The organism is Sedimenticola thiotaurini, from assembly GCF_001007875.1.
Lineage (GTDB): Bacteria > Pseudomonadota > Gammaproteobacteria > Chromatiales > Chromatiaceae > Sedimenticola > Sedimenticola thiotaurini.
The window spans coordinates 422342-444164 of record NZ_CP011412.1 but is presented as its reverse complement, the minus strand read 5'-3'; the positions used below and the strand labels follow the sequence as shown (position 1 = coordinate 444164).

The window sequence follows — 21823 nt, the reverse complement described above, 5'->3', positions numbered from 1 at the left end:
ACTTAAAATGCGGTTCCGAAGGTGAACTGGAATATCTCCGTGTCATCACCGTCCTTGTCGTTGAGCGGCATGCCAAGGCTGACACCCAATGCCCCCATGGGCGATAACCACAGGGCGGAAACACCGGTAGAGTAACGCAGTTCACCCAGATCGACATCATACCCGTCATGAGTGGAGTAGACGTTCCCCGCATCAAAAAACAGACTCAGGCGAATGGTTTTCTCCATCAGCTTGAACGGTGCCGGAAAGAGCAGTTCGGCGTTACCAACGATTTTTACGTTGCCACCAAGCGGATCGTCATCTTCATCGACCGGCCCCAGGCTGTAATCCGCATAACCCCTGACCGACTTAATACCACCGGCAAAGAAGTTCTCCCACAACGGCAGCCGGGTGGTATCCCCATAGACATCACCATAGGCAAGATCCCCGTTCAGGGCCAGGGTAAAGGTCTTGTTGAGTGGAAAATAGCGTTTATGCCGGTAGGCAATCTTGTAGTATCCCAGGTCACTGCCCGGTATGGTGGCCGATGCAGAGAGGCTCTGCATCGCACCTTTAGTCGGCATCAGGGCTGAGTCACGGGAATCCCTGCTCCAACTGGTGCCGATTTTGAAATCCAGGAAGGTATCGCCGTTCTCGGTTGCGAACCGCTCTACTTCGTAGGATGCATCATCCGCCGGTTTATAGGTGGTATGTATCAGATCCAGGGTGAAATTGACCCGATCAGTCTCGGTAATGGGCACACCAAACACCATCCCCACGTCACCAATATCGGTCAGATACCTGGCCGTATCCACCTCGTCGAAGTCGGTTTTCTGATAGCTCACATTGAAGCCCCGACTGATACCGTCCACTGTATAGTAGGGATTCACGTAACCGACCCGGTAGTGGGTGCTGGAGTCACTGTTGTCAAATGCCAGGGAGACCTGCTTACCGGTTCCCAGAAAGTTATTCTGGGTCAGACTGGTACTGAAGACGATGCCATCGGACTGGGAGAAGCCAAGCCCGGCCATCAGGTTACCCATGGGCTTTTCCACGACGGAAATATTCACATCCACCTGGTCTGTCGATCCCGGAACAGCCGGTGTCTCCACATTCACTTCGTCGAAGAAACCGAGCCGCTGCAGGCGCTCCCGGGAGCGGGTGACCTGCTCCGTCGAGTACCAGGCCGACTCAATCTGGCGCATTTCCCGGCGCAACACCTCATCCCGGGTATCACTGTTACCCTTCATGTTAATACGCCGGACATAGACCCGTTTACCCGGATCAACAAAGTAGGTGACCGCCACCTGCTTGGTCTCTTCATCAATATCCGGAATGCTGTTCACATTGGCAAATGCATAACCGTTATTACCCAACAGCTTGGTAATGCGTTCCGCGCTGCCGATAACCCGCTTTCTGGAGAACACTTCACCACGGGCCAGGTGGATCATGGGGAAGAACTCCTCCTTGGGCAAAACCAGATCACCGGTCAGCAGAATATCCTTGATGGTGTATACATCGCCCTCTTCGATATTGATGGTGACATAGATATCCTTCTTATCGGGCGTAATGGAGACTTGGGTCGATGTGATCTTGAAATTGATATAGCCCCGGTCCAGATAGAACGAACGCAACTTTTCCAGATCACCGGAGAGCTTCTCCCGGGAGTACTGGTCGTCCTTGGTGAAGGATGACAGGAAGCCCGTCGTATCGAGAGTGAACTCATCCAGCAGTTCATCATCTTCGAAACTGCTGTTACCGATAATATTGATTTTTTTAATTCGGGCGGTCCCGCCCTCAGAGATATCGATATTGATCGCAACCCGATTACGTTCCAGGGGCGTCACAGTGGATGAGAGTTTGACCGCGTATTTACCCAGATTGAAATACTGGCGCTGCAACTCCTGCTCGATCTTATCCAGGATGGAGCGGTTGAACACACGCCCCTCGGCAAGCCCGATATCTTTCAGTGCAATCAGCAAGGGCTCGGTTTCAAGCGATTTATTCCCCTCGATATCAATCTTGGCGATGGCCGGGCGTTCAGTTACGAAAACAATCAGCACGTCACCCTGGCGTTCCAGCTTTACGTCCTTGAAAAAACCGGTCTTGTAAAGCGCCCGGATGATTTCACCGGTCTCGTCCGACTCGATCTGCTGACCGATCTTGACCGGCAGGTAGTTGAATACCGTTCCCGGTGAGATGCGCTGCAGCCCATCAACCCGAATATCCTGCACGACAAAGGTTTCGCTCAGGGCCAGTTGGGGTAGAAGAAGGGCAATCAGGAGCAGCGAGGATCGAAATAGTTTAACCAGGTTCATATTATCTTTTGGGGGTTTTGTTATTGTAAGTCCATCCATGACAACAGAGCCCTTCATCGTACCGGAATCCGAATTAACCATTTCTGATCCTATCAACCAAGGGTAGATGGTGGCCGCTTAAAATGATCTGGCCAAAAACCGCGCTGAATCATTCTACTGCACTGATAATAAAAAACATTCCCCTTGTTCACCCGATCTCCACCAGATGCCCTAAACGGGAAAAGTGCCCTAGTATAAATAATCTTTCCACCACGCCCAAGGGTTAGGCCGAATTAATTACGAATTGAACAGACGGGTGATATCTACGTAGAAGGCCAGCGTCATCAGGCCAAGCAGAATTGCCATCCCGATCCGCTGTCCGAAGGCCTGGGCAACCTCGGAAACCGGGCTCCCCTTGATCGCCTCGATTGCGAAATAGAACAGGTGTCCGCCATCCAGAATCGGCACCGGCAACAGGTTCAATACACCCAGGCTGATACTGACCAGAGCGAGGAACTTGAGGAATTGGGTTAGTCCGAAACTGGCGGTCCGTCCCGCTGTCTGAGCAATGGAGATCGGCCCACTGAGGTTTCGCACCGAAATCTCACCGGTCAGCATGCGACCGAGCATTTTCAACATAAACAGCGACATATCGCCGGTCTTGGCCGCAGCCATAGTCACCGCTTCGAGCGGGCCGTAACGGACTTCCACCCGGTAATCATCAAACAGACCCTCGGGCACCTCCGGACCTGCACCAATCCGTCCAACGGTTTGATCACCCCGTTTCAACTGCCCAACGATGAGCTGGACAGCCTGCTGCACGCCAGCACGGGATATCTCCATCGTTACCAGCGACCCAGGATGTTTCTGAATATATTCAACCAGTTGAGCCCAGGAGTTCACCGCCTGTCCGTCAATTGACAGCACCCGGTCACCGGCCTGGATACCGGCGGATTCGGCCGCCTCACCGGCGACCACCTGGCCGATAACCGGTTCAATGATAGGTCGCTTGGGGGACAGGCCGATGCGCTCGAGTAACCGACCATCTTCGGCCAGCGTCAACAATTGCCCCCCAGGCAGGATGCGGGTGCGTTCCGTACCGGATGCATCCCGCACATTGACCAGCACATCATCACCGGAACTGGCATCGCTCAACAGGGTATAAACAGCCGTTTCCCAGGTGGGCGTCCGGGTCCCGCCGACCGAAAGAATCTCGTCATCGGCGCTGAAGCCTGCCTGCGCGGCAAGGGTCGTCTCATCCACTTGACCGATCCAGGGACGGGTGCCAGTGTCCCCGTACACACCGATAAACCAGAATGCCAGCAGGGCAAAGAGGAAGTTAAACAGTGGTCCGGCCACCACGATGGCGGAACGAACCGCAACAGACTGTCGATTGAAAGCACGATCCAGATAGCGGGACGGCACATCACCTTCCCGTTCATCGAGCATTTTCACGTAGCCGCCCAGGGGGATTGCCGCCAATACATACTCAGTACCCAGATCCGCCTCCGTAAGCTGCTCGCCAGGCGACGCCTCGGACGCCGGCGCCCGGCCCCGGAAGCTCAGTAACGGCTTACCGAAACCGATGGAGAAACGCAACACCTTGACGCCGAGCTTTCGGGCAACCCAGAAATGGCCGAACTCGTGCACCGCTATCAGGATGGCGAGAGCAACGATGAATGACGCTATTGTGAATAAAAATGATGACATGGCGACTAGGTCAGACCCTGCTGCGGATTATTTGTTCCGCTTGCCGGCGCGCCGCTTCATCAACCGCAAGCAGGGTATCCAGGTCAGCATCCTGCTGCACCGGCAACGCCTCGAGTACCGATTCAATCACTTCCGGGATCTGGATAAAGCCCAACCGCTGTGACAAAAAGGCCGCCACTGCGACTTCGTTGGCTGCATTCAGGATGGCGGGACAGGTACCGCCGGTCTCGATCGCCCCATAGGCCAACCGGAGACAGGCGAATCGCTCAAAACTGGGCTCTGTGAAATCGAGCCGCGCCACTTCGAACAGGTCCAGCGGGGCTACCCCGGAATCGATCCGTTTTGGCCAGGCCAAAGCGTGGGCAATGGGGGTGCGCATATCAGGATTTCCCAGTTGTGCCAACACCGAGCCATCCGTATAGGCGACCATGGAGTGGATCACGCTCTGGGGATGCAGTACCACCTGAATCCGTTCCGGGGAGGTATGGAACAGCCAGCAGGCCTCAATCACCTCCAACCCCTTATTCATCATGGTGGCGGAATCCACCGATATCTTGCGCCCCATATCCCAGTTGGGGTGGGCGCAGGCCTGATCCGGCGTAACATCCCGCAGTTGGTCCAGCGGCAGTGAGCGGAACGGCCCGCCGGACGCGGTCAGCAGGATACGGGATACCCCCACCTGATCAAGACCACGGGAAAAATCCGCCGGCATACACTGAAAAACCGCATTATGTTCGCTGTCGATGGGCAGAATTTCCGCCCCGCCCTGCTCTACAGCCTGCATGAACAGCGCTCCGGAGACCACCAGTGCCTCCTTGTTGGCCAGCAACACCCGCTTGCCGGCCCGGGCTGCCGCCAGCGTCGGCAGCAGACCGGCGGCCCCCACAATGGCAGCCATCACATAGTGGGCCTCATCCATTGAGGCAACATGCTCCAGCCCATCCATGCCGGCCAGAACCCGAATCGACTCCCCTCCATCCCTGAGGCGTTTCTCCAGTGCCAGGGCCGCATCGGCGTCCGCCATGACCGCATAGCGGGGCTGAAACTTCAGGCACTGCTGATAAAGCCGCTCCACATCCCGGTTGGCGGTGAGGGCCACCACCCGGTAGCTGTCCGGGTGGCGCGCCACCACATCCAGGGTACTGATGCCGATTGAGCCGGTGGAACCTAAAACAGTCAAACCAATCACTTACCACTCCCAAGCAACAACAGTCCCAGGGTAAACACGGGGGCCACCGCCGTCAGACTATCGATTCGGTCCAGAATGCCGCCATGGCCGGGCAGCAGATTACCACTATCCTTGATACCGGCCTGCCGCTTCAGCAGACTCTCAAACAGATCACCAACCACCGATACCAGGCAGACCAGCAGACAGAGCATTACCACCTGGGGCAGATTGCCGGTCTCGGGACGTATCCAGATCAATAGGCCACTCCACAGGCCAACGGCGAGCAACGCTCCATAGACACCTTCACGGGTCTTTTTCGGGCTGATATGGGGTGACAGCTTCACGCGGCCCCACTGTCGGCCCGCGAAGTAGGCCCCGGTATCCGCCACCCAGGAGAGCGACAGGGTGTAGAGCACCAAAGCGGGTCCGTCCGAACCCATACCATGCAGATATACCAGCGCGGCCCAGGTTGGCAGCAACACAAAACAGCCGATCAGCAACTTGGCTGGCTGGCCGGCCTCTGTCGCTTGCCCAGGCTGGTAACGAATAATTAACCAACTGACCACCAGCCAGCCCAGGCTGGCGGCAGCAAACAGTCCCAGGCTGAAAAACGGCAAAGGAAGCAGCAGATAGAGCAGCCCCATCACCAGCGCCATACCCAGCAGGTAAGCCACTTTATGCATGGGTCGGGTTAATCCGGCCAGACGGGTCCATTCATGGGTACCGACGAGTATCACGGCAGCCAACAGCAGGGCAAAACCGGCAGATGGCAGATAGAGCACCCCCAGTATCACCAGGGGCAGCAGAACCAATGCGGTCAGAATACGGTGTAACAGCATGATCAGTCGCCCAAATCCTGCGTTGCGGTATCCGGCAACTGCTCCCCGGTCATACCAAAACGACGCTGTCGGCTGGCAAAAAAGTCCAGCGCGGCATCGAAGGCATCCGCGTCAAAATCGGGCCAGTACCTGTCGGTAAAATAGAGTTCCGTGTAGGCGGACTGCCATAACATGAAATTACTGATGCGCTGCTCACCACCGGTGCGGATAAACAGATCCGGGTCCGGCAGATCTGCAAAAGAGAGCCCGGAAGCTACCGCAGACTCGGTAATCTGGTCCGCTGCCAACTCACCGGCCTCGACGCTGCGGGCCAGCTTCCTGACTGCCTGGACGATATCCCAGCGACCACCGTAGTTCGCGGCAATCTGCAACACCAGGCCACTGTTATCGGCTGTTGACGCCTCTGCGGCGGCGATACGTTGTTGGAGCTTTTCGGAAAATGCACTGCGATCACCAATAATCCGCAGCCGCACGTTGTTGCGTTTGAGGCGCTTCACTTCACGCTGCAAAGCCACCATAAAGAGGTCCATCAGCAGCGATACCTCTTTTTCAGGGCGCTTCCAGTTTTCACTGCTGAAGGCAAACAGGGTCAGGACTTCGATACCGCGCTTCACCGACTGTTCCACACTGGCACGGACCGATTTAACCCCCGCTTTGTGTCCGGCGTGGCGTGGCAGATCGCGTTGTTTGGCCCACCGCCCATTGCCATCCATGACAATTGCGACATGTCGTGGCAAGCGGGTCACTCCATCAACCTCCATTTAACCCCGAACCCTCCGTCCGCTGCTCTATCTTGCAGATTCACTGTTTCCCAATACCCGGGGTCGGAGTCTGATCCGCACAACACCCGCCTTCCCCACCTTAAGCCGTTGCTACAAACAGGGACTTGCCCTTTGCCTATCTATACCGATAGCCTGCGGTCCAGATACCGGGCGGACCAACAGGCCCGTCAATACGGCGATTTAAGGGTTAGATCGACATCAGATCCTTCTCTTTTTCTGCCAGATGCTCATCAATCTCCTTGATGTGCTGATCAGTCAGTTTCTGGATAATCTCCTGGCCACGCCGCTCATCGTCTTCCGAGATCAGCTTCTCTTTCACCAGGTTTTTCAGCTCACTGTTGGCATCGCGACGAATATTCCGTACCGCTACCCGTGCCTGCTCGGCCTCGCCACGAACGACCCGGATCAGATCCTTTCTGCGCTCTTCCGTCAGCGGTGGCAGCGGTACCCGGATCACCGTTCCGGCTGTGTTGGGATTCAAGCCGAGATCGGAGTTCATGATCGCCTTTTCGATGGTTTGCACCATGTTCTTTTCCCAGGGCGTTACCGCCAGGGTCCGGGAATCATCCACGGTAACGTTGGCCACCTGGTTTAGCGGTACATCAGAGCCGTAATAGGAGACGGTCAAGTGATCCAGCAGACTGGGGTGCGCCCGACCGGTACGCACCTTTGCCAGCTCATTATCCAGCGCGTCCACACTTTTTCCCATGCGCGTTGTCGCGTCTTTTTTTATGTCATCGATCATTTCCACTCTCCACAAGGGAACCGATTTCCTCGCCTTTCACCAGGCGCAACAGAGCGCCCGGGGCATTGATATTCATTACCCGCAGCGGCATCTGGTTATCACGACACAATACAATTGCCGTGGCATCCATCACCTTCAGGCCCTCAGCCAGCGCCTTATCATAGCTGATGCGGGGATAAAATTGGGCCTTGGGGTCTTTCATCGGATCGGCCGAATATATGCCGTCGACCTTGGTGGCTTTGATCATCAGGTCCGCATCTATCTCTATCGCCCTGAGGCTGGCAGCGGAATCGGTGGTGAAAAACGGGTTGCCGGTGCCGGCGGCAAACAGGACAACCTCACCGTTCTCAAGATGCTCCACGGCCCTTCTGCGCACGTAGGTCTCACACACCTGTTCCATACTGATGGCGGACATGGTACGGGCAGCCACACCCAGCTTCAACAGGGAGTTCTGCATGGCCAGTGCATTCATCACGGTAGCCAGCATGCCCATATGGTCGCCGGAAACCCGGTCGATACCGGCCTTAGCCAACCCCTCACCACGAAATATATTCCCGCCTCCGATCACCAGACCGACCTGGATACCGGAGTCGACCAGCCCTTTTACATCCTCGGCCACCCGGCGGATCACGTCAGGATCGATGCCGAAGGATTGCGACCCCATCAAGGCCTCTCCGCTCAGCTTGAGCAGGATGCGCCGGCAAATCAACTCAGACATACAAACTCACTAATATATAGGTTCAGGGAAGGGTAGGATAAAAACAGTCCCGGATAAACCGGGACTGTTTGGGTGTTGCTTAATCGCCGCGAACCTGCGCCATCACCTCGTCGGCAAAGTTTTCCTGCTTTTTCTCAATGCCCTCGCCCACCTCGAAGCGTTTGAAGGTGTTGACCTTGGCGCCTGCGCCAGCCAGCAGTTTCTCCACCGTGATATCCGGGTCCTTCACAAAGGCCTGGCCCAACAGGGTGATTTCAGACAGGAACTTACGCACACGACCATCCACGATCTTGTCCACGATATTCTCTGGTTTGCCGCTCTCCAGCGCCTGTACCTTGAATATCTCGCGCTCCTTCTCCAACATGTCGGCCGGCACCTGTTCTGCGGAAACGCAGGTCGGGTTGCTGGCTGCAACGTGCATGGCGATATCTTTCGCCAGCTCATCGTCCCCGCCTTCAATATCCACGATCACGCCGATGCGGGAACCGTGGCTGTAACTGGCCAGACGACCATTGGCAGACTCGAAGCGCTCAAACCGACGCACGTTCATGTTCTCGCCGATCTTGACGATCAGGGCTTCACGGGCGGTGTTAATGGTGGTCTCTTCCCCATCGTGCAGCGGAGCATTCAGCAGCTCCTCGACGGTCGCAACATCAGATGCCAACGCGCGCTGTGCGACAGCATCGGCAAAAGAGGTGAAATTCTCGTCCTTGGCAACAAAATCGGTTTCACAGTTGACTTCAACCATCACACCCTTTTTGTTGTCATCGGTCATCTGGATGACTATCAGGCCATCAGCTGCGGTACGTCCCGCTTTCTTGGCAGCCTTTGCCTGTCCTGATTTACGCATGTTTTCGATGGCTGCATCGATATCGCCATTGGTCTCGACCAATGCTTTTTTGCATTCCATCATGCCGGAACCGGTCCGTTCACGCAGTTCCTTTACCAGAGAGGCTGTTATCGCCATGATTCGTTATTCCTCGCTTATTTAAAGCTAGTCAGTAGATAGCGCCGTGAAATCCGGCTGGCGGCTGGTTGGCCGGTCAGTTGAAAGGATCCCGTTCCGATCAGGCTGAACAGCCCGAGCAGTTTACACAGAAGGTTGGCGCTGTCAGTTTCCAAGGGACGGGCCGCTGTCAAACAGGGCCCGCCCCGTGTTACACGGTATCAGGAAGCGGTGTTTACTCCGCTGCCTTCTCCTGCTCTTCCGGCACTTCGACAAATTCGTCGGCACCCTCTTTACCACCCATGTGAGCCGCACTGGCGCGCCCTTCCAGGACCGCCGCAGCTGCGCCCTGAACATAGAGCTGAATGGCACGGATGGCGTCGTCGTTACCGGGAATCACGTAGTCGATCGGATCCGGGTTGTTGTTGGTATCAACCACACCAACCACCGGAATGCCCAGCTTGCGGGCTTCTGCGACAGCGATATCCTCATGTCCGGTATCGATCACGAACAGCACGTCCGGCAGGCTGTTCATATCCTTGATACCGCCCAGGCTCCGGTCCAGCTTCTCCATTTCACGACGCAGGCCCAGGGCCTCTTTCTTGTTGAAGCGCTCAATGGTGCCATCTTCAAACATCGCCTCAAGATCTTTCAGACGCTTGATACGCTGCTTGATGGTCTTGAAGTTGGTCAGCATGCCGCCGAGCCAGCGATGATTCACGTAAGGCATGCCACAACGGGTGGCTTCTTCCTTGATGGTTTCACTGGCAGCACGCTTGGTGCCCACAAACAGGATCTTGCCGCCGTTTGCAGCCAGGGAACCCATGAAATTCATGGCTTCTTTGTACAGGGGAAGGGTCTTGTCAAGATTCATGATGTGAATCTTGTTACGATGACCGAAGATGTAGGCCCCCATCTTGGGGTTCCAGTAGCGGGTCTGATGACCAAAGTGCACGCCAGCCTCAAGCATCTGACGCATCGAGATGTTGCTCATGTATTACTCCGAATTGTACGGGTTAGTCCTCCACGCACCCCAACTGGCGACCCGGTCTCCCGGGCACCCCGACAGCTGTGTCGGTACGTGTGTGTATTTTGACGGCTGTTAAACCGCCCTCTCTGGCCGCCCACGGGCTGTGGTTCACCGACCAAGGGCGCGTTTTATACCACAGAAGCCGCAGGGCGACAATCAACACCGACCAGATAACTGCGATCGCCCTGTCGGCCAACCCGTCACCAGCGGGACGATTCAACCCCACAGCGGGCGGAGATGATAATAGCCAGATTTCCCTTTACAATAGGCTGTTCTGGCGTAGCGCCTGAAGACCAAATCAAATTAGCCGGCGTAAACGCCTCTTACAGATCACAGGATAAACAGCAAGTTATGAGCGTAATCATCAAAACCCCGGAGGAGATCGAGAAAATGCGGGTGTCCGGCCGACTGGCCGCCGAAGTACTGGAGATGATTGCCCCCTACGTGCAGCCGGGAGTGACCACCGAAGAGCTGGATCAACGTTGCCATGACTATATTGTCAACGTGCAGAAGGCGATCCCCGCCCCGCTCAACTATCACGGCTTCCCAAAATCGATCTGTACTTCAGTCAATCACCAGGTCTGCCACGGCATTCCTGGTAATAAAAAGCTCAAGAGTGGCGATATTATCAATATCGACATTACGGTCATTAAGGACGGCTTTCACGGCGACACCAGTAAAATGTTCCTGGTGGGGGACGCCTCCATCCTCGCCAGACGGCTGAGCAAAATGACATATGACGCGCTCTGGCTCGGTATCAACCAGGTCAAACCGGGCGCCCACCTGGGCGATATCGGCCATGTCATCCAGCAATACGCGGAATCCCATAACTACTCGGTAGTACATGAGTATTGTGGGCACGGCATCGGCCGCGGCTTTCATGAAGACCCCCAGGTACTGCACTACGGATCACCGGGCACCGGCGTCAAGCTGCAGCCGGGCATGTGCTTCACCATCGAACCGATGATCAATGCCGGCAAGCGCCAGGTTAAGATGCTGCCGGATGGCTGGACGGTGGTAACCAAGGATCGCAGCCTGTCTGCCCAGTGGGAACACACCATTCTGGTCACCGATACCGGTTACGAAGTTCTCACTCTGCGGGACGAGGAGCGGGAGCAGGCCGCCCAGTCCACAGCCTGACCACGATCCCGTGCGATGAAACCAGATATCAAGTTCGATTCTGACCAGTTTGTCGGTCAAGTGCAGGCAGCGGAAGATCCGCTGCCGATCTTCCAGGACGCCATCCAGCAGGTCAACCAGGCGATCAAGAGCGGTTTTGAGCAGGGCGATCCGGTGACCGAACTGGTGCCGGCCCATGCCCGGATGGTGGATGAACTGCTGCGCCAGGCGTGGAGGCTGAAAATGCCCGCCGATGCGGCAGCTGCCCTGATTGCGGTGGGCGGCTATGGACGCATGGAGCTCCACCCCAGCTCAGATATCGACCTGATGATCCTGCTGGATGAGCAGGACCCTGATCAATACTCCGAACCCCTCACTGAACTGCTCACCTTCTTCTGGGATATTGGTCTCGAAGTGGGTCACAGCGTACGCACGGTGGCCGAGTGCATCAGCGAGGCGGAGCAGGATATCACCATTGCCACCAACATTATGGAGGCGCGCCTGCTGATCGGACAGGAGGATCTGTTCCGGCAGATGCAGGACTGCACCGGGCCGGACAGCATCTGGCCAAGTGAGCAGTTTTTCACCGCCAAGTGGGAGGAGCAGAAACAGCGCTATCTCCGTTACGAAGAGACCATCAGCAACCTGGAGCCCAACATCAAGGAGAGCCCCGGCGGACTGCGGGATATCCAGATGATCGGCTGGGTGGTAAAACGCCACTACGGCGCCAAGACCATGCGTGAACTGGTGGTACACGGCTTTCTCACCGAGGAAGAGTATCTGGACCTGATGGACTGCCAGAGCTATCTCTGGCGGGTGCGCTTCGCACTCCATCTGCTGACCGGTCGTCGCGAGGATCGCATCCTGTTTGACTACCAGCGCACCCTGGCCACCCAGTTTGGCTACGAGGATGATAAGCAGGAGCTGGGTGTGGAGAAGTTCATGCAGCAATACTACCGCACGGCCCTGCGCCTGCGACGCATGAACGAGATGCTGCTGCAGCTGTTCCAGGAGGTGATTCTGTTGAAATGCCACCTGGACGAGCCGAAGCCGATCAATCGGCGCTTCCAATCCAGAAGCGGCTTCCTGGAGGTGGTACACGAGGACGTCTTCCCCCAACACCCGCTGGCACTGCTGGAACTGTTCCTGATCATGGAGCAGCATCCGGAACTGAACGGCGTGCGGGCCAGCACCATTCGCCTGATCCGCAAGTATCGGCACCTGATCAACGATGAGTTCCGCGCCGATATCCGCGCACGCAGCCTGTTCATGGAGATTCTGCGCCAACCAGTGGGTATCACCCATGAACTGCGGCGCATGAATCGTTATGGCATCCTGGCCCGTTATATCCCCGCCTTTCTCAACATTGTGGGCAGGATGCAATACGACCTGTTCCACGTGTTTACCGTGGACAAGCACACCCTGTACGTGGTGCGCAATCTGCGCCGTCTGACCGTACCCAAGTATTACGGCGAATTCCCGCTCTGCAGCGATATCATGGCGAAACTGCCGAAGCCGGAACTGATCTATATCGCCGCCATCTTCCACGATATCGCCAAGGGCCGGGGCGGAGACCACTCCGAACTGGGCGCCAAGGAGGCCTGGGATTTCTGCAAACTGCATGGCCTCAGCGACTATGACAGCCGCCTGGTCTCCTGGCTGGTGGAGAAGCATCTGCTGATGTCGATCACTGCGCAACGCAAGGATACCAGCGACCCCGACGTGATCCGGGATTTTGCCCAGATTGTCAAGAACCCGGTTCATCTGGACTATCTCTACCTGCTCACCCTGGCGGATATCCGGGCCACCGACCCGAAGAAATGGAACAGCTGGAAAAACTCCCTGCTGCGGGAACTCTACATCACCACCAAGCAGGCCCTGCTGCGTGGTCTGCAGAACCCCCAGGAACGGGACGAGATCGTACAGAACAAACAGGCCGGTGCCCTGCATATGCTGAAATCTGAAGGGATCGATCCGGACAGTGCAGTCAGCCTCTGGACCACTTTCAGCATTGACTACTTCCTTTACCACACCTGGGAAGAGATCGCCTGGCAGACCCGCATGATCCTGGGCAGCACCCCGGAACAGCTCCCGCTGGTACTGCTGCGTAAATCCGGCACCCGTGGCGGTACGGAAATTTTCCTCTACGCCGCCGACCGGGATGACCTGTTTGCCATCACCACCAGCCAACTGGACCAGCTGGGGCTTAATATCGTCAGCGCCCGCATTGAAACCACCGATACCAACCTGACACTGAACAGCTTCCTGGTTCTGGAGCAGGATGGCAGCGTGGTGGAAGGTAACGACCGGCGAAACGAGATCTGCGACCTGCTGAAAAAGAGCGTAACCGATCCTGAATCCGCCAACCTGGTGGTATCCCGGCGCATCCCCCGGCGCCTCAAGCACTTTTCCACCCCGACCCGAATCGACTTTGTACAGGACTACGGCAATCAGCGCACCATCATGAAACTGCTCACCGATGACCGTCCGGGGCTGCTCTCCCAGGTCGGCTATGCGTTTGCCCAATGCAAAATCAAGCTGATCAATGCCAAGATCGCCACCATAGGTGCAGAGGCGGAAGATACCTTTTTCATCACCGACAGAAATGACAAACCACTCGCCAGCCGCGAACAGTTCGAGGCGCTGGAGCAGGAGATACAGCAGCGGCTGAGTTGAGCCGGGGAAACCGTCGGCGGATACGCCCTACAGCAGGGTATAGGCGAGGAACGAAAACAGCAGCGTACCCAGGGTGGAGATGAGTATCAGGAAGGTAACAAACAGGGACTCCATGTAGCCGCCTATAGAACTGACCAGGATCTTATTGTTGTTGTTTTCCGATCGACACTGGTAGTCCGCCTGCAGCGCATCCATTCCGGGGTAGAGATTGATAGCGAACTCCCGCATATACATCTCCCGCACCGCCTTGTGTACGATCCGCAGTCGTAGATCCTCGCTTTCAAGATATTTTCTGCTGCGCAGAACCAGCCATATGTTGACCCCCAGCAGCAGCCAGGCAAAGATCACCAGCAACAGGATCATATAACTCTGTTCATTGGCGATGAAGTTATAGGTCTTGAGAAAGTGATAGGCAACGTAGGGCAAGGCGGCGATGGTCAGGTGATAGAACATCAGTTTGTAGTAGGTTGACCAGTAGAACCGGTGCCGATGTTTGAATACATCGGTCAGATCCTTGAGCAACTCGACAGCGTTGGCCTCCTCCATCTTCCTCTCTTTCTCAGACATGGGGCTCAATCTCCTGCAACAACCTGGTCAGAAACCGGTTGATCAGCACGGCATCGGAAAAAGCCAGCAGCGGTGATGGTTCATCCGATCCACCGGCAAGCAGAATCTGTTGATAGTTGACCCGGTCCGACAGATCGACCCGCTGCTCCGTTCCATCCCGATATCTGAAGGTAACCCCCTTGTCATCATGACCGGCCTTGGCAACATTCAGGGTCAGGCGGATACCGGCCCAGCTAGCGGTGATCACAGCGGCGGATTCCGCCGGATCGGGGTGTGAAAAGAACCTCACCTGGTCGACTGACAGGTCGGTGATGGCGGACAGTGTCTGGTACTCTCCGGACATAAAACCGAGCAGCGCCACCAGATGGTGAGCCAGATCGAGAATCACTCCGCCATAGGCGGCCCGGGACCACATCCAGCTACGCCGTTCCGGCTTCGATTCGCAAAGTGACAGGGAGATCTGATCGATATCCGCCCGGCGGCGCTGAAAATGGTCCCGACAGACCTGGGCATCCTGCTTGAACAGGTAGTGATCGATAATCCGCACCCGCCCGGGATCTTGCAGTTGTGGAGTAACCGGCAACGGTTTTTCACACAGAATTCGGGGCACGCCGGCGCTAGACAACATCTCCAGATAGGACGCATGGGTGTCGGGCGGGGTAAACACCAGGGCCAACTCCAGTTGCGGCAGGTACGACTCCAACTGGTCCCGGTTGTGACGATCAATCAGCAACAGTTGATCGACATCCAGATCCAGCCGGACCCGTCGCCCCAGGTCACCGTCTGATCCGATAATCCCGATCACCGGCACCCCCTGTCCCCGCTGCCGGCCACTATTCAGCCCGCCCGTAACGGTCGTCAAAGCGGACGATATCATCCTCACCCAGGTAGCTGCCGGTCTGCACCTCCACCATCTCCAGCGGAATCACACCGCGATTCTCCAGACTGTGGGTGGTACCAATAGGAATGTAGGTGGACTGATTTTCGGTCAGCAGCATCTCCTCTTCACCCCGGGTGACGCTGGCCGTGCCCTTCACCACAATCCAGTGCTCGGCCCGGTGATGATGCATCTGCAGTGACAACTTTGCCCCCGGGTTGACCACAATCCGCTTGGCCTGATGGCGCTCGCCCAGATCGATGGAGTCGTAATAACCCCAGGGTCGATAAACCTTGCGGTGCAGCTCGCTCTCGCTACGACCGGCTTCCCGCAACAGATCGACAATCTGCTTCACCTCCTGGACCCGTGACTTTGGGGAGACCATCACCGCATCGTCAGTCTCCACCACCACCATGTCGTCCAGGCCAACCACCGCCACCAGTTTATTCTCCGACTGAATATAGGAGTTGCGGGTGTCAACGCTGAGCACATCACCTTTCAGTGAATTCCCCTGCCCGTCCTTGCCGGCCACCTCCCACAGTGCCGACCAGGAACCTACATCATTCCAACCGGCATCCAGCGGAACCACCACACCCCGGTCGGTCTTCTCCATCACCGCATAATCTATGGAGTCCGCCGGACAGGCGGCAAAGGCGGCCTTGTCCAGGCGCACAAAATCGGGGGAAGGGTGACTGTTGGCATAGGCACTTCTGCAGGCGGCCAGCATCTCAGGACGGTGCTTTTCCAGAGCCGCCAGGTATTGGGCAGCCGTAAACACAAACATGCCGCTGTTCCAGTAGTAATCGCCAGAATCAAGATAGCCACGGGCGGTTTCCAGGTCCGGCTTCTCCACGAACTGTTTAACCGCGTAAGTACCGTCCCAGGTGGCCGCATCACCCCGACGGATGTAACCATAGCCGGTCTCCGGACCGGTTGGCACGACCCCGAAAGTGACCAGTCGGCCCGCTCTTGCCGCATCCGCCGCCTTCATCACCGCCGCGTGAAAGGCCGGTTTGTCACTGATCACATGATCGGCGGCCAGCACCAGCAGCAGTTCATCCGGTGATTCCGCCGCCAGCGCCGCCAGCGCCACGGCCGGCGCCGTGTTGCGTCCCACCGGCTCCAGCAGGATGGCCTGGGCGGTAACCCCTATCTCCCGTAACTGCTCGGCCACCATGAAACGGTGATCTTCATTGCATACCACGATGGGTGCGGCTACGCCGTCCAGACCATCCAGCCGGGCGACAGTCTCCTGAAGCATGGTGTTGTCGGTCACCAGCGGCAGAAACTGCTTGGGGTATTGGCTGCGCGACAGCGGCCATAGACGCGTTCCTGAACCACCCGAAAGAATCACCGGTATCATTATCAACTCCCCTGTATCGATGTTTCCGTAAGTCTATAGTATTTTGCGCTGGATTGACGACCAAAAGGTGGGACTGCTCTCCCGACCAGCTCCCCGGGAAAAAACAAAAAATTCGCATGAAAACAGCTCTGTAAACCGGTATCATTGCCCCCCACCAGAATCAACCCAGGACTTGAGAATGTGAGATCCGCTTCGGAGGCAGTGCAGTTACAGAGATGCCGGATTGTCCTGGAAAGCGCATCGAATCAACCGTACCGATCCATTCCCATACGCTCCCTTACAAACCAGTCCCACCCGCAGCACTGACAGCCATGGATAGCTTACAGATTTTTATACTTGCTATTGTTCAGGGATTGACTGAGTTCCTGCCCATCTCCAGCTCCGCCCATCTCATTCTGACGCCGATGCTGTTTGGCTACCAGGATCAGGGGCTCGGTTTTGACGTGGCAGTACACCTTGGCTCCCTGCTGGCGGTAACCACCTTCTTCAGGCATGAACTGCTGGACATGGCGGGTGATTTTTTTCGCTCGGTGATCAAAGGTGCTCCGCCGACCCAGAACTCGCAAATGGTGTGGCTGCTGATCCTGGCGACCCTGCCCATCATGGCGGCCGGACTGCTGTTTTTCTCTGAAGTTGAACATGAACTGCGGTCGATCTGGGTGATTGCAGCGGCAACCATTCTGTTCGGCCTGCTGCTGTACTGGTACGACAGAAATGGCAGTCGGACCCGGGATGAGTATTCCACCAGTTGGCGTGACGCCCTGATTATCGGCCTGTTCCAGGTACTGGCACTGATCCCCGGCACCTCCCGATCAGGCATCACCATCACGGCCGGCATGATGCTCGGCCTGACCCGGGAAGCGGCTTCACGCTTCTCCTTTCTGCTCTCGATCCCCACCATCGTGATGTCGGGCAGCCTGGTAACCCTGGAGCTGATCATTCACCAGGAGCCGGTGGACTGGCAAGCCATGCTGGTGGGTGCGCTGTTCTCCTTTGTCTCCGCCTATCTCTGTATCCGCCTGTTTCTACACGTGATCGACCGCATCGGCATGCTGCCGTTTGTCATCTACCGGTTACTGCTGGGTGCGGTGTTGATCTGGATTGCCCTGTAGTAACCGATACGGGGCCGGCTACCGGGCCGAGCGTCGAACCTCCCCTACAGCAATCCCAGCCCCGGACATCAGCCTGCCGGCAGGCGCAGTGTCCGCCCCGGTCCTACGCTATGCATCGGGACGGTCCGCTGCTCTCTCTTATCCCCGGGCGGGGGTGAAATTGTCCGGTTCAAACTGCAGCGTAGCGAACAGATCATCCAGGGTCTCTTCACGACGAATCAGCTCAACCGTTCCGTCACTACGCAGCAGCAACTCCTTAGGACGCACCTTGCCGTTGTAGTTGAACCCCATGGCGTGGCCGTGGGCACCGGTATCATGAATGCAGAGCAGATCCCCATCGCTGATAGCGGGCAGGTTACGTTGAATGGCGAATTTATCATTGTTCTCACACAGCGAGCCGGCCACATCCACCACCTCATCGCCACCCGATTTACCGGGCACGGTAATGTGGTGATAAGCGCCGTACATACCGGGACGCATCAGGGCTGACATACAGGCATCCACCCCCACATAGGTGCGATAGATCTCCTTGCGGTTGATCGCCCGGGTCACCAGCACACCATGGGGACCGGTGATATAACGGCCGCTCTCCACATACATACGCGGTGCATAGCCGTGCCGCTGCCGGAAATCGTCAAACAGGGCAGTGATCTCATGGGCCATTGCGGCGATATCCAGGGGCTGCTCCCCAGGACGGTAAGGTATGCCCAGCCCGCCGCCGATATTAACGAACTCGAAGCGGATGCCCAGCTCGCTGGAGATCCACTCGACACTCTCCAGCAGCATTCGGGCGGTCTCCACCATATAGCTGTAGTTGAGTTCGTTGGAGGCCAGCATGGTATGCAGACCAAAACGCCTGGCCCCGCGCGCCTGGGCCTTGCGGTAGGCCTCCAGCAGCTGATCGTGGGAGACGCCATACTTGGCCTCCACCGGAGTGCCGATAATGCTGTTGCCGGTGCGCCGTTCACCCGGATTGTAACGGAAGCAGATCAGTTCCGGCATCTCCGGCACCTTGTCCACCAGGCTGATATCATCCAGATTCAGCACACAGCCACCATCGGCTGCGGCCGCCTGGAAATCGGCCTGGCTGGTGTTGTTGGAAGTGAACATGATCTCCTCACCCCGGGCGCCGGTGGCACGACTCAGCTGGAGCTCCGCCCTGGAACTGCAGTCAAAACCGAAGCCCAGGGAGCGCATGATCTCCAGGATGCGGGGATTGGGCAACGCCTTCACCGCATAGTACTCCTTGAAACCGTCGATACCGGCAAACAGCCGGTTCAGTGTCTCGCCGGTTTCGCGGATGCCCTTCTCGTCATAGATGTGGAACGGAGTACCGAAGTGCTGGGCAATCGCTTCGATGTTGGGGTAGAGACGCTGTTCTAAATCGCTGGAAATGGGCATGGTCTGGTTCCGGTCATTCACTACTGTCTATAACCCCGACCAGCATAAACTGGTGCGGGGTTATGCGAAATGGTTTTAGAAATGTATAGCTTGAAGATCAGAGGATTTTACTGATCCGCTCCATCGCCTCGGTCACATTCTCGAAACTGTTGAAAGCGCTGATGCGGATATAGCCTTCGCCGCACTTGCCGAACCCGGCCCCGGGGGTACAGACCACCCCGGCCTCGTTCAGCAGCCGATCGAAAAATGCCCAGGAGTCAGTTTTGCCATCAATCCAGATATAGGGGGAGTTGACGCCACCGATGCACTCGTAACCGAGCGCCTCCATCTTCTCGCGGATATACTTCGCATTGTTCAGGTAGTAGGCGATCAGCTCTTTGATCTGGGCCTGTCCTTCGCTGGAGTAGACCGCCTCGGCGGCACGCTGCACCGGGTAAGAGACACTGTTGAACTTGGTGGTGTGACGACGATTCCACAGGGAGTGCACGGAGACCGCCTCCCCTGCCTCGGTATAGGCCATGCAGCTCTTGGGCACCACGGTATAGGCGCAGCGGGTGCCGGTGAAGCCAGCGGTCTTGGAGAAACTGCGGAACTCGATGGCCACTTCCCGGGCACCTTCCACCTCGTAGATGGAGCGCGGCAGATCCTCATCCTGCACGAACGCCTCGTAGGCCGCATCGTAAAGAATCAGGGATTTGTTGGCCCGGGCATAATCGACCCACTGTTTCAGCTGCTCCCGGGTCGCCATGGAACCGGTGGGGTTGTTGGGGAAGCAGAGGTAGATCAGGTCGACCTGCTGCTCCGGCAGTTCGGGAATGAAGCCGTTCTCCCGGTTACCGTCCAGGTAGACCAGGTTCTCATAACGCCCCAGCTCCTCATTCCAGTTACCGCTGCGGCCCGCCATCACATTGGTATCCACATAGACCGGGTAGACCGGATCCGGGATCGCTACGGTGATATCGGTGGAGAAGATCTCCTGGAAATTGCCGCTGTCGCACTTGGCACCATCGCTGACAAACACTTCATCGGCATCGACCTGGGCACCGCGGGCCTGGAAATCGTTTTTGGCTATCGCCTCACGCAGAAAATCGTAACCCTGCTCCGGACCGTAACCATGGAAAGTGGCATCGTTGGCCATCTCATCCACCGCCGCGTGGAACGCCTTGACACAGGCATCCGGCAACGCCCGGGTCACGTCGCCAATACCCAGCTTGATCAGTTTCTTGTCAGGGTTGGCCTGCTGAAACGCACTGACCCGCTTGGCGATATTCGAGAAGAGGTAGGAAGCCTGCAGCTTCTGGTAGTTTTCATTAATTTTGATCATCTGGACACCCTGGTTTGCCGCGCTTGACGACGATAGAACTGGATTACTTCCGGACCGGCGCTCGGCAGTCGGGACAACAGGCCCCTCCAGACACCATCGGGAAGTTGCAAACGGGCTAGTATAAATTATCCAATTCTTTCAAGCCATATTCAGGTAAGGGCACGACGCTCGCCGGGCCCATCAATAACCCCGCCAATAATGGCCAAATAAATCAGAACAGAGGGATACAGCGACCGGCGGTTTGATTGCATATCGGTCAAACGACCGCTCCGGCCGGGGGATCAGTCGGTACGGGAGGAAGTTGATCCCACCAGATCCTGATAGGCGTGCCAACTGGCATGCCCCACCAATGGCATGAAGATAACCAGACCGACAAACAGGGAGACCAAGCCAAGGCCGACAAACATCACAATCAGCGACGCCCACAGTAACAGCGGCTTCGGGTTGCTGGTTACACAACGGATGCTGGTGACAACGGCGCTCATCACATCGGCATCCCGATCCAGGATCATGGGCACCGACACCACGCTGATGGCGAATACCACCAGCGCAATCAGGCCACCGGAAATAATGCCTGCGGCCATAAAGGCCGGACTATCACCGGAGAAAAACAGTACATCCAGTGCGGATGCCATATCGGGCGTTATGCCGGTAAAGAAGAGCGCAAAAACCATATTGGACAGCATCATCCAGACCAGGAACGCCAGCATCAACACCAGCCCCATGGCGAGTAGATTGAAAGGCGTCCTGCGCCAGCACATCAGACTGCCTAAGAAGGTTGGCTTGCTGCCCCGGGAGAGCGAGCGACTGACATCATACAGCCCCAATGCCAGCAGGGGTGAAATGAGAAAAAAACCGGCGGCAAGCGCGGGGATAAAAAACCCCATATCCATTGAGACAAACGCCATTGTCAGCAGGAAACTCAGTATCAGAAACATCATGCCGTACGCAATACTGATCCCCGGCGCCGCTTTCAGATCCTGCCACCCGGCCGCTATCCACTGCCATGGATGATCCAGGGTAACAAGCTGTACCTGCGGAAGATCTATCGGGAGAGTGGGAGTAACTACGGTATTCTGATTGAGCGCCATATTTGTGATCCCGCTGATTATTCAATCGCATCGGTAAATGCGCCTACATCACTTATATGCAGGCAACCTGCAATCTTCA

The 21823-nt window shown here is 56.7% G+C and carries 18 protein-coding genes; 3 read left to right on the top strand and 15 right to left on the bottom strand.

Annotation, left to right across the window (positions count from 1 at the left end):
- Positions 1-2 precede the first annotated feature (2 nt).
- The 9 genes from bamA to rpsB form a co-directional block, all read right to left on the bottom strand.
- The gene (gene bamA / locus AAY24_RS01930) at positions 3-2297 is read right to left on the bottom strand and encodes an outer membrane protein assembly factor BamA (RefSeq protein ID WP_046858248.1); all 2295 of its coding nucleotides are present in this window, start codon (positions 2295-2297) and stop codon (positions 3-5) included.
- Between the two features lie 276 nt (positions 2298-2573).
- Positions 2574-3986 carry an RIP metalloprotease RseP gene (rseP, locus tag AAY24_RS01925; protein ID WP_046858247.1) on the bottom strand — a complete coding sequence of 471 codons (1413 nt, stop codon included), beginning with the start codon at positions 3984-3986 and terminating at the stop codon, positions 2574-2576.
- Between the two features lie 10 nt (positions 3987-3996).
- A complete protein-coding gene (gene ispC / locus AAY24_RS01920; protein ID WP_046858246.1) occupies positions 3997-5175 on the bottom strand; it encodes a 1-deoxy-D-xylulose-5-phosphate reductoisomerase in 1179 nt (392 codons plus the stop codon).
- The gene (locus AAY24_RS01915; RefSeq protein WP_046858245.1) at positions 5172-5993 is read right to left on the bottom strand and encodes a phosphatidate cytidylyltransferase; all 822 of its coding nucleotides are present in this window, start codon (positions 5991-5993) and stop codon (positions 5172-5174) included. The genes ispC and AAY24_RS01915 overlap by 4 nt, the downstream gene beginning before the upstream one ends.
- Before the next feature lie 2 nt (positions 5994-5995).
- Positions 5996-6706 (bottom strand): polyprenyl diphosphate synthase, encoded by a 711-nt coding sequence (gene uppS, locus AAY24_RS01910; RefSeq protein WP_335337232.1) that lies wholly within the window; start codon positions 6704-6706, stop codon positions 5996-5998.
- A 256-nt stretch (positions 6707-6962) separates the two neighbouring features.
- Positions 6963-7520, bottom strand: coding sequence for a ribosome recycling factor (gene frr / locus AAY24_RS01905; RefSeq protein ID WP_046858243.1), 558 nt, complete (start codon positions 7518-7520; stop codon positions 6963-6965).
- Complete coding sequence (gene pyrH, locus AAY24_RS01900; protein WP_046858242.1) at positions 7510-8238, bottom strand: UMP kinase; 729 nt, start codon at positions 8236-8238, stop codon at positions 7510-7512. Before pyrH ends, frr begins: the two co-directional genes overlap by 11 nt.
- Positions 8239-8317: 79 nt before the next feature.
- On the bottom strand, positions 8318-9205 hold the full coding sequence (tsf, locus tag AAY24_RS01895) for a translation elongation factor Ts (protein WP_046858241.1): 888 nt from the start codon (positions 9203-9205) through the stop codon (positions 8318-8320).
- A gap of 214 nt (positions 9206-9419) precedes the next feature.
- Entirely contained in the window at positions 9420-10163 is a 744-nt protein-coding gene (gene rpsB, locus AAY24_RS01890; RefSeq protein WP_199930552.1) for a 30S ribosomal protein S2, read from the bottom strand.
- A 402-nt stretch (positions 10164-10565) separates the two neighbouring features.
- Here rpsB and map point away from each other — a divergent pair, with 402 nt between their 5' ends.
- Positions 10566-11354, top strand: a complete 789-nt coding sequence (map, locus tag AAY24_RS01885) for a type I methionyl aminopeptidase (protein ID WP_046858239.1) — start codon at positions 10566-10568, stop codon at positions 11352-11354.
- 15 nt (positions 11355-11369) lie between these two features.
- Positions 11370-14009 carry a [protein-PII] uridylyltransferase gene (gene glnD, locus AAY24_RS01880; protein WP_046858238.1) on the top strand — a complete coding sequence of 880 codons (2640 nt, stop codon included), beginning with the start codon at positions 11370-11372 and terminating at the stop codon, positions 14007-14009.
- A 27-nt stretch (positions 14010-14036) separates the two neighbouring features.
- On the opposite strand, the gene AAY24_RS01875 is transcribed toward glnD, so the two are convergent.
- Genes AAY24_RS01875 through AAY24_RS01865 form a run of 3 tightly spaced genes read right to left on the bottom strand, consistent with a single transcriptional unit; the run spans position 14037 to position 16816 of the window.
- On the bottom strand, positions 14037-14576 hold the full coding sequence (locus AAY24_RS01875; protein WP_046858237.1) for a hypothetical protein: 540 nt from the start codon (positions 14574-14576) through the stop codon (positions 14037-14039).
- Positions 14569-15438, bottom strand: a complete 870-nt coding sequence (locus AAY24_RS01870; protein WP_199930462.1) for a Gfo/Idh/MocA family protein — start codon at positions 15436-15438, stop codon at positions 14569-14571. Before AAY24_RS01870 ends, AAY24_RS01875 begins: the two co-directional genes overlap by 8 nt.
- Positions 15410-16816, bottom strand: coding sequence for a mannose-1-phosphate guanylyltransferase/mannose-6-phosphate isomerase (locus AAY24_RS01865; protein ID WP_199930461.1), 1407 nt, complete (start codon positions 16814-16816; stop codon positions 15410-15412). Before AAY24_RS01865 ends, AAY24_RS01870 begins: the two co-directional genes overlap by 29 nt.
- A 311-nt stretch (positions 16817-17127) precedes the next feature.
- Here AAY24_RS01865 and AAY24_RS01860 point away from each other — a divergent pair, with 311 nt between their 5' ends.
- A complete protein-coding gene (locus AAY24_RS01860) occupies positions 17128-17928 on the top strand; it encodes an undecaprenyl-diphosphate phosphatase (RefSeq protein ID WP_046858235.1) in 801 nt (266 codons plus the stop codon).
- Positions 17929-18066: 138 nt separating this feature from the next.
- Here the strand turns inward: AAY24_RS01860 and AAY24_RS01855 are convergent, their stop codons facing one another.
- The 3 genes from AAY24_RS01855 to AAY24_RS01845 form a co-directional block, all read right to left on the bottom strand.
- The gene (locus AAY24_RS01855) at positions 18067-19329 is read right to left on the bottom strand and encodes a diaminopimelate decarboxylase (protein ID WP_046858234.1); all 1263 of its coding nucleotides are present in this window, start codon (positions 19327-19329) and stop codon (positions 18067-18069) included.
- Positions 19330-19426: 97 nt separating this feature from the next.
- A complete protein-coding gene (locus tag AAY24_RS01850; protein ID WP_046858233.1) occupies positions 19427-20653 on the bottom strand; it encodes an LL-diaminopimelate aminotransferase in 1227 nt (408 codons plus the stop codon).
- A gap of 281 nt (positions 20654-20934) precedes the next feature.
- The gene (locus AAY24_RS01845) at positions 20935-21744 is read right to left on the bottom strand and encodes a DUF2189 domain-containing protein (protein ID WP_046858232.1); all 810 of its coding nucleotides are present in this window, start codon (positions 21742-21744) and stop codon (positions 20935-20937) included.
- Positions 21745-21823 lie beyond the last annotated feature (79 nt).